The 17,134-nt window shown below is 32.1% G+C and carries 20 protein-coding genes; 8 read left to right on the top strand and 12 right to left on the bottom strand.

All coding sequences use genetic code 11. The features are described 5' to 3' along the window. Positions 1-481 precede the first annotated feature (481 nt). Positions 482-709, bottom strand: coding sequence for a hypothetical protein (locus Trichorick_RS07240; RefSeq protein WP_323738991.1), 228 nt, complete (start codon positions 707-709; stop codon positions 482-484). A gap of 1,358 nt (positions 710-2,067) precedes the next feature. Between Trichorick_RS07240 and Trichorick_RS07235 the strand changes: the two genes are divergently transcribed. The 5 genes from Trichorick_RS07235 (at position 2,068) to Trichorick_RS07215 (ending at position 4,326) form a co-directional block, all read left to right on the top strand. Continuing rightward, positions 2,068-2,295: a hypothetical protein gene (locus Trichorick_RS07235; protein WP_323738991.1), complete on the top strand. Its 228-nt coding sequence runs from the start codon at positions 2,068-2,070 to the stop codon at positions 2,293-2,295. Between the two features lie 611 nt (positions 2,296-2,906). Beyond that, positions 2,907-3,293, top strand: coding sequence for a hypothetical protein (locus Trichorick_RS07230; protein ID WP_323738990.1), 387 nt, complete (start codon positions 2,907-2,909; stop codon positions 3,291-3,293). A gap of 2 nt (positions 3,294-3,295) precedes the next feature. Beyond that, positions 3,296-3,712 (top strand): helix-turn-helix domain-containing protein, encoded by a 417-nt coding sequence (locus Trichorick_RS07225; RefSeq protein ID WP_323738989.1) that lies wholly within the window; start codon positions 3,296-3,298, stop codon positions 3,710-3,712. A 70-nt stretch (positions 3,713-3,782) separates the two neighbouring features. Continuing rightward, entirely contained in the window at positions 3,783-4,007 is a 225-nt protein-coding gene (locus tag Trichorick_RS07220) for an AbrB/MazE/SpoVT family DNA-binding domain-containing protein (protein WP_323738988.1), read from the top strand. Continuing rightward, positions 3,997-4,326 carry a type II toxin-antitoxin system PemK/MazF family toxin gene (locus tag Trichorick_RS07215; protein WP_323738987.1) on the top strand — a complete coding sequence of 110 codons (330 nt, stop codon included), beginning with the start codon at positions 3,997-3,999 and terminating at the stop codon, positions 4,324-4,326. Before Trichorick_RS07220 ends, Trichorick_RS07215 begins: the two co-directional genes overlap by 11 nt. A 3-nt stretch (positions 4,327-4,329) precedes the next feature. Here Trichorick_RS07215 and Trichorick_RS07210 read toward each other — a convergent pair whose 3' ends face one another. After that, positions 4,330-4,929 (bottom strand): hypothetical protein, encoded by a 600-nt coding sequence (locus Trichorick_RS07210; protein WP_323738986.1) that lies wholly within the window; start codon positions 4,927-4,929, stop codon positions 4,330-4,332. Continuing rightward, a complete protein-coding gene (locus tag Trichorick_RS07205) occupies positions 4,926-7,622 on the bottom strand; it encodes a DUF927 domain-containing protein (RefSeq protein ID WP_323738985.1) in 2,697 nt (898 codons plus the stop codon). Before Trichorick_RS07205 ends, Trichorick_RS07210 begins: the two co-directional genes overlap by 4 nt. Before the next feature lie 686 nt (positions 7,623-8,308). Here Trichorick_RS07205 and Trichorick_RS07200 point away from each other — a divergent pair. Next, the gene (locus Trichorick_RS07200; protein WP_323739003.1) at positions 8,309-8,590 is read left to right on the top strand and encodes a hypothetical protein; all 282 of its coding nucleotides are present in this window, start codon (positions 8,309-8,311) and stop codon (positions 8,588-8,590) included. Between the two features lie 4 nt (positions 8,591-8,594). Continuing rightward, on the top strand, positions 8,595-8,831 hold the full coding sequence (locus tag Trichorick_RS07195; protein ID WP_323739002.1) for a hypothetical protein: 237 nt from the start codon (positions 8,595-8,597) through the stop codon (positions 8,829-8,831). Between the two features lie 22 nt (positions 8,832-8,853). Here the strand turns inward: Trichorick_RS07195 and Trichorick_RS07190 are convergent, their stop codons facing one another. The 9 genes from Trichorick_RS07190 to Trichorick_RS07150 all read right to left on the bottom strand — a co-directional run bounded on the left by Trichorick_RS07190 (position 8,854) and on the right by Trichorick_RS07150 (position 15,656). Further along, on the bottom strand, positions 8,854-9,234 hold the full coding sequence (locus tag Trichorick_RS07190) for a DUF805 domain-containing protein (protein WP_323739001.1): 381 nt from the start codon (positions 9,232-9,234) through the stop codon (positions 8,854-8,856). Then, a complete protein-coding gene (locus Trichorick_RS07185) occupies positions 9,224-10,426 on the bottom strand; it encodes a leucine-rich repeat domain-containing protein (RefSeq protein WP_323739000.1) in 1,203 nt (400 codons plus the stop codon). The genes Trichorick_RS07190 and Trichorick_RS07185 overlap by 11 nt, the downstream gene beginning before the upstream one ends. A gap of 65 nt (positions 10,427-10,491) precedes the next feature. Further along, entirely contained in the window at positions 10,492-11,547 is a 1,056-nt protein-coding gene (locus Trichorick_RS07180) for a hypothetical protein (protein ID WP_323738999.1), read from the bottom strand. 358 nt (positions 11,548-11,905) lie between these two features. Then, positions 11,906-12,334, bottom strand: a complete 429-nt coding sequence (locus Trichorick_RS07175) for a hypothetical protein (RefSeq protein ID WP_323738998.1) — start codon at positions 12,332-12,334, stop codon at positions 11,906-11,908. Positions 12,335-12,840: 506 nt separating this feature from the next. Then, positions 12,841-13,326, bottom strand: coding sequence for a ProQ/FINO family protein (locus tag Trichorick_RS07170; protein WP_323738997.1), 486 nt, complete (start codon positions 13,324-13,326; stop codon positions 12,841-12,843). A gap of 13 nt (positions 13,327-13,339) precedes the next feature. Then, on the bottom strand, positions 13,340-13,825 hold the full coding sequence (locus Trichorick_RS07165) for a hypothetical protein (RefSeq protein WP_323738996.1): 486 nt from the start codon (positions 13,823-13,825) through the stop codon (positions 13,340-13,342). After that, positions 13,806-14,423 (bottom strand): hypothetical protein, encoded by a 618-nt coding sequence (locus tag Trichorick_RS07160; RefSeq protein ID WP_323738995.1) that lies wholly within the window; start codon positions 14,421-14,423, stop codon positions 13,806-13,808. Before Trichorick_RS07160 ends, Trichorick_RS07165 begins: the two co-directional genes overlap by 20 nt. Positions 14,424-14,459: 36 nt before the next feature. Beyond that, complete coding sequence (locus Trichorick_RS07155) at positions 14,460-14,780, bottom strand: hypothetical protein (RefSeq protein ID WP_323738994.1); 321 nt, start codon at positions 14,778-14,780, stop codon at positions 14,460-14,462. Between the two features lie 21 nt (positions 14,781-14,801). Further along, on the bottom strand, positions 14,802-15,656 hold the full coding sequence (locus Trichorick_RS07150; protein ID WP_323738993.1) for a protelomerase family protein: 855 nt from the start codon (positions 15,654-15,656) through the stop codon (positions 14,802-14,804). Between the two features lie 172 nt (positions 15,657-15,828). Here Trichorick_RS07150 and Trichorick_RS07145 point away from each other — a divergent pair, with 172 nt between their 5' ends. After that, positions 15,829-16,908 carry an Rpn family recombination-promoting nuclease/putative transposase gene (locus tag Trichorick_RS07145; protein WP_323738992.1) on the top strand — a complete coding sequence of 360 codons (1,080 nt, stop codon included), beginning with the start codon at positions 15,829-15,831 and terminating at the stop codon, positions 16,906-16,908. The last annotated feature ends 226 nt before the right edge of the window (positions 16,909-17,134 follow it).

Raw genomic sequence — 17,134 nt, 5'->3', positions numbered from 1 at the left:
AGCCGTCCGTCCGCTCAACCTCAAACCGATCACTTCCCCCAAGAAGAAAAGGGCGCAGCTTTTTGATATCGTTTTAAGAGGCTTACGGCGGTTTTTCTGCGAGCTATTTAAGTCTTTAGTCCATTTGTCCATTTGTAAGTTTTGACCTCTGTATAGCTTTCTAATCGGCTACATTTTCTATCATTTCATAAAAGCATTGTTTGAGTTGTGTCAAAATTCCTCTGTGTTCCTTGTTATATAAGAGTTTTAGGGAATTTAGCCTTATTATTATGCGGTTATGTGTTTTAAGTAAAAAATGGCTTGTAAGCCTTATATTTATTACTGTTACTGGTGGTACTGCTTTTTCTTAAAAACAAGATTACCTCACCAAAATTTCCCTTTTTTCTTTATGTTGAAATATATATTTTAATATAAGTTGATACAAACACCTCAACCAGTATACTAAAATTTAAAACCAGTGTACGCTAAAAAGTGATTTTTTTTAGAAAAAAGTAACGCCTGTAAAAAAAAAAGAAAAAGTGAGGTTAGTTTTCCATACATTATTGTTTTTTACCAGTACCACCAGTACCACAAAAAAAAAAAAGTCTTCTAAACCTTTTTTAATAAGGTCTCTAGCTGGTACTGGTAGTACCAGTACCAGAAGAACATTTACCAGTACCACCAGTACCAACCATTGCACAACAGCTTTTTCTAATTTCAATAAAACCATCAACTAGAACATTGCTTAAATAATTTTTAAAACCTCAAGTGTTGCATCAACAAAAAGTGGCATTTTTTAGCATATTTTTGAGCAGCCAAAATGCAAAAACCTTAATAACAAGGAGTTACGAGATAATGAAGCATTGCGTTGCATGCAACACTCGATTAGAGGTAAATTTTATTTATATAGCGGCAATTTTTTTGAGAAAAACAATTTTACAGCGAGCGATTTTTAAAGCGATGATATCTCTATAAAAATGCGGATGATAAGAAAATGCAAAAACCACGAAAATCACCCCCATTCTTTTTTTTTTCTAAATTTTAACCCATTGTTTAAAAGGCATACAAGAAAAATCACCAGTCTTATATAAATTTGCACAGTGTCATACACATAATAATATACATACATTTGCATCCTACTTACCATCAATACTACACTATTGCTAAATTTTTAAACTAGTGTACGAAATTATTGCATACTAGTACGAAATTATTAAACAAGTGTATGAAAAATGCAAGGTATTACAAGAAAGCTTTATCCTACTACAATAATATAGCACACTGGTTTCATAATTTAACCAACCCACAAAAAGCAAGCAAAAAAGTTGTCACCCGTCTCAAAACCCGTATTTAGCCACCCCCTTAAACTCTAACCATCCCCTTACATTATAGTACACCCCTCAGTCTTATAAGACTGAGGGGTGTACTATAATGTAAGGGGATGGTTAGAGTTTAAGGGGGTGGCTAAATACGGGTTTTGAGACGGGTGACAACTTTTTTGCTTGCTTTTTGTGGGTTGGTTAAATTATGAAACCAGTGTGCTATATTATTGTAGTAGGATAAAGCTTTCTTGTAATACCTTGCATTTTTCATACACTTGTTTAATAATTTCGTACTAGTATGCAATAATTTCGTACACTAGTTTAAAAATTTAGCAATAGTGTAGTATTGATGGTAAGTAGGATGCAAATGTATGTATATTATTATGTGTATGACACTGTGCAAATTTATATAAGACTGGTGATTTTTCTTGTATGCCTTTTAAACAATGGGTTAAAATTTAGAAAAAAAAAAGAATGGGGGTGATTTTCGTGGTTTTTGCATTTTCTTATCATCCGCATTTTTATAGAGATATCATCGCTTTAAAAATCGCTCGCTGTAAAATTGTTTTTCTCAAAAAAATTGCCGCTATATAAATAAAATTTACCTCTAATCGAGTGTTGCATGCAACGCAATGCTTCATTATCTCGTAACTCCTTGTTATTAAGGTTTTTGCATTTTGGCTGCTCAAAAATATGCTAAAAAATGCCACTTTTTGTTGATGCAACACTTGAGGTTTTAAAAATTATTTAAGCAATGTTCTAGTTGATGGTTTTATTGAAATTAGAAAAAGCTGTTGTGCAATGGTTGGTACTGGTGGTACTGGTAAATGTTCTTCTGGTACTGGTACTACCAGTACCAGCTAGAGACCTTATTAAAAAAGGTTTAGAAGACTTTTTTTTTTTTGTGGTACTGGTGGTACTGGTAAAAAACAATAATGTATGGAAAACTAACCTCACTTTTTCTTTTTTTTTTACAGGCGTTACTTTTTTCTAAAAAAAATCACTTTTTAGCGTACACTGGTTTTAAATTTTAGTATACTGGTTGAGGTGTTTGTATCAACTTATATTAAAATATATATTTCAACATAAAGAAAAAAGGGAAATTTTGGTGAGGTAATCTTGTTTTTAAGAAAAAGCAGTACCACCAGTAACAGTAATAAATATAAGGCTTACAAGCCATTTTTTACTTAAAACACATAACCGCATAATAATAAGGCTAAATTCCCTAAAACTCTTATATAACAAGGAACACAGAGGAATTTTGACACAACTCAAACAATGCTTTTATGAAATGATAGAAAATGTAGCCGATTAGAAAGCTATACAGAGGTCAAAACTTACAAATGGACAAATGGACTAAAGACTTAAATAGCTCGCAGAAAAACCGCCGTAAGCCTCTTAAAACGATATCAAAAAGCTGCGCCCTTTTCTTCTTGGGGGAAGTGATCGGTTTGAGGTTGAGCGGACGGACGGCTCGGAAGTCGGCGCAATACTATTTAGAAAGAATGAAAGTTTTACTTGTAACCCCTTAATGTATAAGGTTTTTTGCGTTGTTACAGTACCAAAATATGATATAATAGTTATATTAAATTATGATATAAAAATATGAGTACAGCTGAGAAAAATAAGGGCGGAAGGCCTAGAAAAGAAATTGATTTTGACGTGTTGCAAAAACTTTGCGAGCTAAATTGTACCAGAGACGAGATTTGCAATTTTTTTGAGATTGATGACAAAACTTTAACGGCAAGAATTGTTGAAGTCGGATACGATAGTTTTTCCGCATACTATAAAAAGTATTTAAACACTGGAAAGATTAGTTTGAGACGCATCCAATGGCAATCTGCTAATGCTGGTAGCGTACCAATGCAAATATGGCTAGGTAAGCAGTATTTAGGACAAAAAGACAAAGCAGAAAGCGATGTAACGCTAACCGAAAAGCTGCCTGATTTTGTTTTTGAAGTAGCAAACGATGAAAAGCAAAAGACAGATTAGACATGAGTAATAAAGAAACAGGAAGACATAAGATTGTTTTTAACGATGAGCAAATAGCTAAGGTTGAAGATTTAGCAAGAAACTTAACAATACAACAAATAGCAGATTATTTCGGTATATGCGAAAGGACTTTTAGAGAGATTAGAGATAGAGATTTCGCCGTTTTTACCGCCTATAAAAAAGGAAAAGCAAAAAGTATTGAGCATGTAGCTAGTAAATTAATGGAAAACATCAACAAGAACGATACTACATCCATAATATTTTACCTAAAAACTCAAGCTGGCTGGTCTGAAAAACAAGACCTTAACGTAACTACTAAGGACGTAACGCCTAAGCCGATGAAAGTAGTGGTCAATTTTAGTAAACCACCTGAAATAGCTAACTTAAGTGCAGACGAAGTCGATAAGAATTTAGATTAAAATAAATTGATATTGTTTTAAATACCTAAAAATATTAGTATTACGCATACTGTATACCAAATAATAAATTATGTTAGCTTCTAAAGTCACTGAAAAATATCAAGCCACTATTCCCACCGAAGTAAGAAGCTTTTTGCATTTAAACAAGGGGGACAGAATAAGGTTTAAGATTGAAGAGGGCAAGGTAACAGTACAGAAATTGCCTTATACCGATCACGAATATTTAGACTCTTTGTCAAGAACACTTCCAGAATGGTTATCTCAAGAAGACGAAGAAGCTTACAGTGATTTATAATAAATTTGATATAGTAAAGGTTTCTTTTCCTTTTACCGATAAAGCAGCTAGTAAAAAAAGACCTGCGTTAGTTATTTCTTCAAGCGAATATCAAATAAATTACGAACACTGTATACTCGCTATGATTACAAGTACTAAACAAACAAGTTGGAAAGACGATATAAACATTGTAAATCTTGAAGTTGCTGGTCTTCCTTCCGCTTCTAAAATAAGACTAAAAATCTTCTCACTGGATTGTAGCCTTATACTAGCTAAATTAGGCTGTTTAGCCGATGAAGAAGTAAAGTCTATAATAGAAAAATTAAAGAAGTATATTTAATCTCTAAACCTCACCAACAAGCCCCATACCATCCTTATAAGCTTTTATTCCAAAGTAAGTACATTTTGCTCCGAACCTACCGCTATACTCAATACTTTTGCTGGATACGCTGGTTATTCTAAAACTACCTTCAAAAAGCAATAACAAGCCCTTTTGAGCATGTACTTTAGTCGGCGCGCTACCATTGCAACCGAATATATCAATTAAGCTCCAATCAGCTTCTATAAAGCTTCTTATTATCTTAAACTCATCGCTACACCAATACTCAAGACTAAGCTTTAATTCTTGTAGTTCTAAAAAACTAAAATGCTGCAAGCTTGTTATCGCTCTTGTTTTGGTAATAGTCTTTGCCCAGTCGCAAGGTAAGTTTTGGTCTACACTTAAAATAGACGCGCGCTCTTCAAGTAAAAACTCGAGTTCATCAAGCGGTAAGTCTGATTTTTGCTGCGATGGTAGTCTATACTTAGTTAAAGAGACGACCTTGCTTGCCGTCTCTTCTTTTTGTTGTTGAGGTTTTGCTAATTCTTCTTTTTTGCCAGATTTAAACTCACTCCAAACCTTATCCCAATAACCATTATTAACTTCTGCTTTTAACCTACTCATAAACTTAACTCCTCAAGCGCAGAAGGGATAATTACGAATGCTCTTTTTTTTCCTTGCTTGGCAATTCTTACGGAATTTGTAAATTGTCCGTCTTTATTATCAATTTTTAAAATTCCTAAGCTTACCAACTCGGGTATAAACAGCTTGCGACTTTTTCCTTCTAGTACCTCGCTATCAAAAACAGTAGGAAGTATATACGCTTCTTCTAACGCTTCTTGCGAGATATCCTGCTCATCACTTACCGAGGCTATCCTTTTATAACCAGCCGTTTTTATATTCTTCCCCTCTTCCGTGCCGTCAACATTGAGAAATCTATTAATACCTTCGCCTAGCAGAACTTTTAAATTCCTTATAATTTGTGTTAGCTCGTGCGAACGCTCACCGCCTCTGCCTTCTAACCATTTGTTAAACATTACTTCAGCGGCTTTTACGCAAGCTGCTTGTTTAAAAGGAAGTATGAGAGCTTTAATTGCGATTTCGCCTACAACACCGATTAAAGCGAATTTGTGAGCCACTCTCAGAATTTGCCCGTTGTTAGTTTTAGGGCAGCATTCGGATAGCCAACGCTCAATGCCGTTTTTTATTTCTTCTAACACCTCATCAAAATTAGCGGTTATATATTTCAAAAATTCATCGATAACCACACCTTGATTATCAACGCTAGCTTTCTTGAGATGGTCGGATAATTCACTGCCGCTGTTAAAATGATGCAAGGTATTAAAAATTCCGTGTTCCATTACAGCGTTTAAGTCTATCAACCTTACGCTTTGTCCTGCCGTAACACTCTTTCCTTTCTCGGCTAGTTTTCCTTCCGCACCAACTTCACCGCTAGCTATCACCACAACTTTAAATGCAGAAACCGCTTGAGCTTCGCCGTTTTTCTTAGCTCTGCCCTTACCTATGCCGTTGGTAATCATATAAATTATATCACCTAAAGAGGACGCTTGAGCCTGTCCCAACTCATCAAGAGTAACTAAGCCGTCATTGCAATTCTTTAGCAAACTTTCTGCCGCATTATCGGTAATTCTAAAAGAAGAAGGCTTGCCGCTTCCCCAAATTGAATTAGCTACAGATAGTGCGGTGCTTTTTCCTATGCTAGAATTTCCGCAAAGAAGAATAGCAAAGCCTTCTTGGTTTGTAGGTTCAAGTAACGGAGCGGTAAAAGCGGCACTGGCTACAAATTCTAATACGTGGTTATCTTCCGCATATTTTCCTATTTCTTGCTGCCAACTTTCTAAAGTTCCACGCTTTTCTAGTTTTCTTGAAGTCGAGGAGTGAGATTGTAAAACAAAATCTTCTTTAGGGGCGTTGTTGGCTATGTGATAAGCATTTCTTGGATTGTTTACGTAAGGCATGAGGTAACTGCTACTGTTCCACCCTACTTTTTCAGAGCCTATTGCTCTTTTGTCAGGAGCGCTGGTATTAAGATAATCGTGTAAGATTTCCCCCATTAACAAGTTACCTACAACCTTTTTAAGCTTGTTAATTCGTAAGCCTCTACCTAGCAATAGTTCCATAGTCGATTTGTCGGTAGCTAAATCCTTTTTGTGAATAACGATATCTTTTTCTCTGCCGTCTATATCAATCATATTTACAAGCAGCCCCCAGTTATTACTCTCGATATCTCTAATAAGGTGAGTTACTTTTACATGACCGCTTAAAGGTATCCAAACCTGCTTGGTCTTTATAACTAAGCCGAGATCGTTTATATTTCCACCAGCATCATAAAGGGGCTTTTCTTTGATTATATGTTCCAAAAACAGAGTTTTACCTCCAAGCTTAAAGGTATAATTTCCTAACCTTAAAACTTCTTCATTCTCATAAACATTCTCAGTATCTTCTATAAATTCATTTGTTACTATCGGAGTAAAGAACGATCTAAACTCAACCATAGCTTTTTGCACAAGTTCTCTAGTCCATCCGTCCGCTACTGCGTTTGCTACGTCATATTTCGGCGGTACTTCCCCGTCTCTTTTGACCCACTTGTTATTTTGGATAATGTATTGCCCTAAGGTTTTTGGTAGTAACAACTCAATTTTAGCGGCTCTGTTTTTCTTTAGTTGTTTTATGACCGCTTCGCCGTATTCCGTTCCCGTTTTATCATTATCTGGAGCTATTACCACTTCTCTATTCTTTAATTCGGACCAATCTGTTTTAGAAAAAGCTTTACCACCGAATGAAGAAGCAACGATAACGCATTCAGGGAATAAATCCTTTGCGATTTCAGCTTTCAACTCGCCTTCTACCACTATTACTTTTGCATTAGGGCGTTGCTTTAACTCTAACAGATTATATAAAGGTCTGGTTTCTTCCTTATTTAAAGACTTCCACCACTTGTTCTTATCTTTGTTAAATCTTAGGGGTCTAGTCTCTTTTTTTCCGCTTTTAGTGTTTTCTTTGTTGTAACGAGTTATATAAAAAACAAAATCTCCGTTTCCGTTAAAGTAAGAAAAATAATAATCTGGCACGCAACCAAACTTTTCGTTGTAATCCTTAGTGCTATCGATAGTGATTAGAGGGATACCTTCTATTTGTTTGCCGACTACGTCCTCGGCTAAGTAAAAACGCTTAGTTAAAGGATGTTGTGCATTTGGTTCATCCTCGGACGGATGGATTAGCTCTTGTATTTCTTCAGGAGTTAAATTTTCTTCTGTTGTTATTGTTTCTTTTTGAATATTAGATAAATTAGCCATAACGCCTCATAATTTTTAATGATTAAAAACTAGAAGCTTTTTATGAAGAGGAACTTTGAACTACTTAGTACGATTGACTAAGTTTAGAACGTATATAATAATGTAATTTTAGACTGTTTATACTTGTAAAGAAATAAGAATTTTGCTATAATACAACTACAACAAAGCTGTTGCTGCGGTATCTACAAAATTATTATTTACTTTACATTTAGTTTTCATTATTTTATTTAATACTTTCCGTTATTAACTAAGTCCGCTAAAACATAAATTAATAACAATTCAAAAGTCGTTTCACAAAAAAACTCCTTTCTTGTCATTTGTTCTTATACGAACAAATGATGAGAATTGAGCTTACTTCTTATTTATAATAATTTCAACAAAAAAAATATTTCGTTTAATTTTCATAAATTTTATTAAAAAAATAACTTTTTTGTAATTTAAGCGTTTAAAATCATACTCAATTCTACCTATAGTTTTCTTGCCGTTCCTAATTAAACATTATATAGTTTCAAGGTTAGTGATGACTTGTAAACATCATTGCAAAATCAATCTGTTTAGCCTCTGGCTTTTTTTGCTAGGGGTCTGTTGTTATAAGTGTTTTACATGAAGTACAACGGGTAGTTATTGTTTTCAATGACTTTTACAAGCCTCCTAGCACCATTTTAACTTGGCTAAGGAGATTGATTGTGTCTAATCAAATTATATTTACCGCAGAAGAATTAAAGCAAATTTCTTCTTTCTCTTCTATCACTGAACTATCCAACTTAATAACCAACAAAACCGATAATGAGTTTAGACTTGTACCAAGCAAAATGGTTCAAGATATCAACGAAAGGTTACTTGATAACATTTTCTGCATTAACAAGCTTAATGAGTATCTGTTTAATAATTGGAATGAATTAATCAAAGAAAACCAAGAGATTGCAAACAAATGGAAGAACGACCTTAAACCATTTAAGGTTGAGTAATGTTGTGTTTTTCTATCGTGCGGTATTGGTCTACTTATTATTGTTAACTAGTTATATTGCGTACATAATTTCTAATAGCACTACTGATAAATTACATGCTAGCGCATTGTTCTTGAGTAGCATCACAAGTTTTATTGGTAGTGTAATAGTTGGTTTAGTAAAAGATGCTAAAAGCGAAGTAAAATCAGAAGTGAAAGAAGTTGATGCTTGTAATGATATTGACGATATATCAAATATTTAGACTTGAGAACTACCGATTTTATTTAGGTTGGTAGTTCATACGTAGGTTCTTCACCATATTTGTTAGTGCCAGAAGTTCCTTTTATGATCATAAGAAATAGCATCACAGGTTGGCCGAAAGGTATAAATGAAATTAATGTCCACCATCCACTACAATTAACATCATGCAATCTTCTTACATTTAATGGAATTGATTGTAAAAACATAATTAGTAAAAGAATAAAAATTATTATTTCGTACAATTTTAATAAAAAGTTGTTGTTACTACTAAAATTTCCAGAATACGACCATATTATAAAACATAGAATAAATAATAATGATTTTAATATATATTCTTTTCTATCGCTACGACCTTTAAAAGTAAAAAATTTATTAAATAATAAATTATAAATATTATTCCACATTTCCTAATAACTCTGTTGTAGTTACAATTCCAGTATCCAACATAAATTGAATACCTTCTTGTGAAGAAATACTTTTATCAAAAGTTTCAAAATAACATGACGCATTATCGGTAATTGTTTTTATTTCCGAAACAAAAGGAGATACGCGAGCTATAATTTTGTCTTCAACAAAAGCAGTAAAATTTTTCGGCACTATTTTACATTTTGTAAATCCAATAACAAAATTTTTTCCTAAATTATAATTGTTTATTATTTTATCAAAAATATCCTTACTTACAGCAACATTTTGAATATCAACACCATTCTTTTGAGCATGTTTAAGATATTCTTTTATAATAGTTTGCTTTTCTTCTTTTGAACCAAATGCTAAATCACTTTGTTTTTTGCCACCTTGTATTATAGTGTCTATGCTGAATAATCTATTAACTAAAATTTTGATATTTTGTTCTATACTTTGAACGATTTTACTTATTTCAATACACATTCCATAACTTAAATTATTACCTGTAACATCTAAACATCTTAAATTAGGATGTAGTCCCGCACTTAAATGAGAAGAGATATATTTGACACCATCATCGTCTATTTGATTATTAGATAAATTCATATACTTGATATTGTATGTAGCAGTTGGAGAACCTAAACGAAAGGTATAAAACAAATTCTCAACCGAACTGTAACCTAATTGATTATGACTAACATCAAACTTATCTAAATTTAACAATTGATACTGCAAGTTTTTTACTAATACTCCTATATCATGGTCTTTTAGCCCTGCTTTGCTAATATCTATCGTTCTTATATCGCTAAGAAGATAACCATGCGTTGGACTAGATGTTTTTGCTATTATATTTTTATATGTATCACTACCGATATAAGTATCGCTAACGATAGGTTTTTCGATAGATATATGGTCTGATTGTAAACCTAATAAGTGATTATGAATAGATTGAGTAACCATCCGTAGGTTATTTTCTATAACGGATTGACCTATATTTCTCATATCAACTTGCATATAAAAATCTAAAATTGGATTTTGTATTTTTAGGCACGTATCAAAGTCAAACCCCGTTATTTCCATCAATTGTTTAACGCATACTCTTTGATTGTCTACTCCTCTATCATTAGACTTAAAAAAATTCATTGCATGATAAAAAGCTTTTTCCGTGAGTTCGTCTGTTTTACTCTTCATTATAAATTTCTAATTTAGATAAAATTACGATATTATTTGTTGCGCTATTATGAAGAAATACCCAGTTATATGCGTTTCATATAAGGATCATAAGAAGGTCTCGACCACATTTTTTTATCGTAAAAAGTAGTTTCAAATCTACCTGGATTATTTTTTAAATCATTTAACCACACAGCCATACGCTTAGGAGAAACTGGAATTTTAACTAAATTGTCGTTACTATCATAAACATGCGCTTCTTCCGTACGAGGAGTATATCCGTGTCCAGTGATTCCTTGTATATCTAATTTCCCCAGTAAACCATATTCTCCTTTGTAAAGTTTATTAGTATTTAAAACTTCATTTTTCTTTTGAGAAACTGGCTCTTGACTCTTTAATTTTTCTTGCGCTTTAATAACTTCTCCTATAGTTTCTGCTCCTCCGTACATACCAACATCTCCTAGACCGATTAAACCAAATCTAATTGCGCCTAATATGCCTCCTAGCACTGTCAAACCACCAATAACATAAGGATTACCTCCTAATTTTATACCAATAATCATACCAGCAAAACTTCCAGCAAGAACTCCGAACTCAGCATGTAGTGCAATATCAACTATTCCTTCAGTAGATTTAAGAGCTTCTTCAATACCATTTCTTAAGTGCTCGAGTGTAATATCGGTAATCGGTGGAAAAGGAGAAGAAGTATTTAATTCCCCTTGTTTTACCTTGCATAAAGCACTGATAACATAAGACCGTGATTGATATTTTTCTGGCCCTAACCGCATAAACTCTTTATTTTCAAAGTCCATGTCAATCTCAAAAGGAAGTTTAGAAGGATATTGTTGTATAGATTGTTGAGGAGTAGGCTTATAAGAAGTAGGTAAACTGTTATAAGGCGAATAATCTAATGGGCTTGGATTATAAAACTGTTTTATCTCTACAGGTTTATTATTAAACGTATCTATACTATCTACAACAAATGTAGGTTTAGAAAGTTTATTAAAACCTGTTGTTATTGTTTTTTGAGGTTCTCTACATAGTTGATATTTATTTCCTCCTAAATCTTCAACAAGATCACATTTTTTCTGGTTAGTATTTGTCTTTGTATAAATAATAGGTGTTTCGTCAATTTTTTTCATAAAACTACACTCTTAAATTGTAAGAATTATATTTTAAATTGAAATAAGTTAGTAATATTTACTTTTTTAAAATAGAATTTACTAAAACCAAAAGTTGTAACTCAAAAAACACGTTTTAGTTAATTTAGTATCATTTTTGTTATATCGCTATTCTTTGAGCTGATTAACTTATTAAAGGTTATTTTTGATTTATACTTGAGAATTAAAGAGGGCAATAAATATTTAAAAGATTAGTAAGTCGTAAAAATTACTAGTCGAGGCTACAAAACGTAGCCTCGTTATTTTAGACCTAAAGCAAACATGTTTACTTTCTGGTTATGTTCGTATTATAAGCTAAAAAGTTTAAAAAGTAGTTGATTTATATGTTTAATAGTTGTTTTTTATTTCTTCTTTTTTCAAACCAAACCAAGATAGTCCATGTAAATAATATTATTAAAATATCAAAAAACAATCTTTTAACAAAACGTGATAATAAAAAAGAGTTGTATTTTATATCAATTATTACATCCCCAACAGTTAAAAAAAATAGTAATACTAATAAAAAACTTTTCAATCTATCCGTAGATTTAACTTTAAGAAAAAATTGCCTATATATATCATGTAAAACAAAATGTTGATAAAATAAACTTAAAAATATAATAAAGTATGTATGCCAAGAAACAGGTCTACTAATGATAAATCGATTAATAAAAAAAATATTAATAACTATACTAAGAAACGTTATAGTACAAAAAAATTGCAATTCTCCCATTCCCTTAGATTTAACATTCTTTTCATCTTCTTTCATAACAAATCATTCATAAAAAATACCTCTGGATTAATTAGATACCTATATTTTAAGCATGTTAATTAAAAAATCACTACAACAAAAAAATAAACTTCAAGTTGTATCTTAAATTACACATTCTAAACATTTGAGATATAGTGATTTTCACTTTTTAAAATTTTTCTTTTATACAGTTCAAAAGCAAGTTCTTTAGGAGTGAAACTGCTTTCATCGCTAATAATTTTTATAGCTAAAGATATTTTGTATTTAAAGTTTCTGTGTATTAGCTTAATCAATCTATCAATAGCGATATTGAAATTAAGATCGTTGATTTCAAAAACCATGTTGATATACCTTTCAATAATGATAAAAATTATTATATAAGTTGTTTAAATTAAGTGTTTTTTAAACTTTTAGGCTTATATTGTAATCACAACCAGAAAACCAATATACTTGTTTTAGGTCTAAAATAACGAGGCTACGATCTGTAGTCTCGACTAAATCTTTAACTATTCACCTTTTAATATTTAATTAGCGACTTGTTGTTGTTCAGTATCTTTCTTGTGTTCAACAACAGGTTTCTTATTAGCAGCTTTTTTCGGTGGTTCACCGACAATTCCTTTTGGGTTACCTTTTAAACTATACCTAATTGCTCCGTCTATACAGATAGCTTTGTATGATAATGTTTTGCAATAATACTTACAAAACTTACTCGCTAATTCTTCGGTTATACCGAGCCTTTTTGCTATTTTTTTATGTATACCTATAGCTAAAGCTACTTTGGGTTTACCTTTGGAGGGGAATGCTCTGGCGCACCTAATTTTTAACTGGTTTAAAATATCGAGATACCATTGCTGTTCGTATACCACTACCTTTATTTTCGGTAATTCTTCCGTTTTCGGTTGTTCGCTAGTTTCTATCGGTTCAACAGTTTTTTCCTCAATGATTTCAGTAACTTTAGGTTCGCTTTTCTGTTTTTTAAATAAAGTTAATTTAGGTCTATCAGCAGTCATACAACACCTTTAATTATATAAAAATATACTCGCCGTCATCGTCTTTTAGACTGCCGTTACTATCTTTAAACTTGAAGTAAAGATCGGCTATAGTTTTAAGAGAACTTATTAAGTCTATAGGATAATGATTGAGTAGGTTTTGCTGCTTTAACTTAGTTTGTCTGTGAATATCCACCAAGTAGAATAGTAGCAACTCTCTAAGTAATTCTTGAGCCAATAACCTTTGCTCGATTTCTTTATTTTTTAGGTTCTTTTTATCAAGATCGGATATAAAAGAAGCTATTAATTGCCGCGCGTCTAAGTCCTCGTCAATATCGATTGAACTTTCATATTTAGCTTTGTTTTCTTTCCACCAACGACCTATAGACATATCGGATATAACAACACCTACTTTGTATAGTTGCTCGGCTGTTTTGCGTTGAGAAGTGCCTTTTAACAAATTATCTATTATCAGCTGTTTTATTTCTGGATCAAGGCGATCAATTATAAATTCGGTCATTTTCTACCTTTTTATTTACGTTTAACAAATGGTGATAAGCTTTTAAATTATGATCTTTTGATAGATCGTATTTCTTATGATGTTCCTCTATTTCTGTTTTATAAGAATTTAGATATCTTTCGATAACCGACATGTTTAAGGACATCGCCCCTTTTACCTTTATTTTTCTAACTTTTGCATAGTCGGCAATAGCTTTTTTGCTTAGAAATTTGCGCTCGTACCAATTAGGTGCGGTATCGTTTTGCTCCATCATTTCTTCGACTATTTCTTTTACTCTTAAGCTAGCCGCGCGATAAGAATTACGTTTGTTTATATCTACTTCTTGAGATAGTAAGTCTTTATTGGCTATGGTTCTTTTAACGGCTTTTAAGACTGTTTTTTTAACAAACTCATCGAATGATTTATCGACAATAGATAGCGCTTGTTCTATTAAAACTTGCTCTTGTTCGTCAAAAGCTAAGTAATGCTTTTTAAAATTATTCCAAATTTCAATAAAGAGCTGGCTTTGTTTTGTTTCATGTTGCTTGGCATAGTTAGAAAATTCATTACTAATTTCTTTCGGTATGTTGCCTAAGTATAATTTTGCTTTTTCGTTCATAATAACCACCCTCATATATCGGTTGTTTTTCACGTGTTAGTATTTCTTTCTTTTTGGTTCCGCTCCCATTATTTCACAAGCGGCTTTATAGTTACTAATTCCTTTTAGGTAAGCATAAAGAGAGATTAAGTCGCCGCCTTTATCGCCAGTAGCAAAGTCTGCCCACTTGCCGCTTGTAGTATTAATTCTAAAACTACCGAGCTTTTTATCGATACGGGTAGGATTGATTGCCACCCATTCGTAGCTTTCCATCTTTCCGTTAGGTAACAAATTTTGAACAAAATTGACTTTGCCCTTATAGTCTATAGTTCTGCGTGCTTGCTCAAAAATGTTGTCTAGATTTGAATAATAAGACATCTTTAACCTCTTATTCGTGAGTTACTGAATATAAAAATCAACATAAGAACCGCAAGTAGTAATATCACTCTCGCTATGACCCAGTATTTTTGAAAAATATACGTCTCGGTCTACTTTCTTATTTGCGGGTATTTTATGAAACTCCGTAAAACAAATTAAAGCATAGATAGCTCTTAGGTCTTTTATTCTAGGCGTTCCTTCAAACAAGCCGTCAAAATGCTTTTTTACTTTGACGCTTAGGTCTTTAGAAGTAGCACTATGGAATAGTTCGGGTTTATTTACATAACGAGGTCTTAACTCTCTAATAGCTTTTAGAGTTTCTATTATTGCCTTACTATCGCTAAGAAGCGGTATGTTGTAAGGTTGTACGTCTTCTCTAGTTTTAGTTTTTAGTTGTCCCGTAAAAACTACTTCGTCATCATTTAGATATTCAAAATTTGCGGTTGAACCTATTTCCGCAGCTCTTCTACCCGTTAAAGCGCATAAAGCGATTATTTTATCAAGATAGTATTCGGAGTTTAAAAGCTCGTTAGCCGTGTTTAGGTAATTATCGACATTATAAATAGCTCTTAGCTCCGACTTATTACTTTTTATATCTTCACGCTTATTACTATTGAATATAGCTTGTTGTTCTTCCGTTAGCCTAAATTGCTCTAGTAACAAGTTTATAAGAGGTTTTTTGCCTATCAGCCTATCAGTGCTTATATTAGCTTTTAAGTAGTTTCTATAGGTCGTAAAGCCGTTTTTTAAACTAGCTACGGTATTGTATTGATTTTCTAAATAGCTTCTTTCTGCATTCATTTTCTTTTTGAGAGTAGATAAAGATTTTACGTTGTCTATAGAGTTAAAGAACTCTTGCGGTTTAGCTATACCCATAAAACTATTCGTTATGTTTTTGTTACATAACCAGTATACTATATTTTAACAGGGTAGTCAATATATAATATGGTGGTTTTGGTCAAGCGTTTTATATTTCATTTTATTAATTCAAATTTTTGTGATAACTTTTTAGTGCATTTTTATTCAATTTAAAATTTGAGGTTAATTAATGAAAGCAGAAAAACTAATTCAAATAGAAAAGGGTGAGGAAATTTTTGCTGACCCAACTTACGATATAACTTTTAAAATGTTATTCGGTACTGACAAAAACAAAGAAATTTTAATTAGTTTACTTAATAATTTATTGAATTTCAGAGGTGAAAAAGAAATTAAAGCAGTTGAAATAAATACTAATGAATTACCAGTAATTCCATATTCTAAAGAAAAAACTAAATTAGGAGTAGTAAGTGCGGTAGATGTTTTGTGTACTACAGCTAATGGTCAGAAAATAGCTATTGAAATGCAAGGTCAAAAAACAAAATGTTTTTTAGCTCGTGAACAAGAATATATGGCAAAACTTATAGTTGGTCAGGTAAAGGAAGGTGAAGGTAAACAGTATAATGAAAAAATGCTAGAAACCTATATTATTGTTATAACAAAAGAAAATGTATTTACTGGGAAAGCTGATTTTGAAAAACAAAAGTTATTTGAAATAGATATAGAACCAAGAATTGTACAAACTAATGAACCTTACCCAGATAATAAAATGCACTGGAAGTTTTTTGAATTAACAAAATTTAGAAATAGTGAGAATTATAAAAAAATAGATAAAGATAGCTCTTTAAAAGAACAGTGGCTAGAATTTTTAATAGAATGTAATAAACAAAAAACCGAACCTGAAAGAAATGAAATAATTAAAAAAGGATATGAAATTATGAAAATGTCTAAATGGGATGCTGATACACAAGCTTTATACTGGAAACAAAAACAATACATAAAAGACGTATTACAAGACCAAGAAGAATTAATACAAGAAACAGCAGAAAAAGCTTATAAAGAGGGTGAATCTAAAGGTATTGAAAAAGGTAAAATCAAAGGTGAAGTTAAGGGGGAAATTTCTAAAGTAAAAAATTTCATGGAATTAGAAGTTCCGCAAGAAAAATTTATTACTAAACTTCATTACTTGACCCAAGAAAAATTTAAAGATAATTTAGAATACAATTTGAATTACATAAAAGACCACTTAGCTGAAACTGAAAGCGTCATAGGAGATAACCTGCATTTATTTGATATGGACATTGAATATTAAACGCTTTTATCAACTCCTCTATTTTTGCTAATTTAAGCCAGTTCTATTTTGTTGGAGCTGGCTTTTTTTATGAGAACATTTTTAAAACCAATATTTACGAACGTCAATTATTTACACCATTACCCCAAGCCGTCCGTCCGCTCAACCTCAAACCGATCACTTCCCCCAAGAAGAAAAGGGCGCAGCTTTTTGATATCGTTTTAAGAGGCTTACGGCGGTTTTTCTG

The sequence above is a fragment of the Candidatus Trichorickettsia mobilis genome, from assembly GCF_034366785.1.
GTDB lineage: Bacteria > Pseudomonadota > Alphaproteobacteria > Rickettsiales > Rickettsiaceae > Trichorickettsia > Trichorickettsia mobilis_A.
Note: the sequence above shows the minus strand (reverse complement) of the source record. Positions and strands in the feature narration are given on the sequence as shown.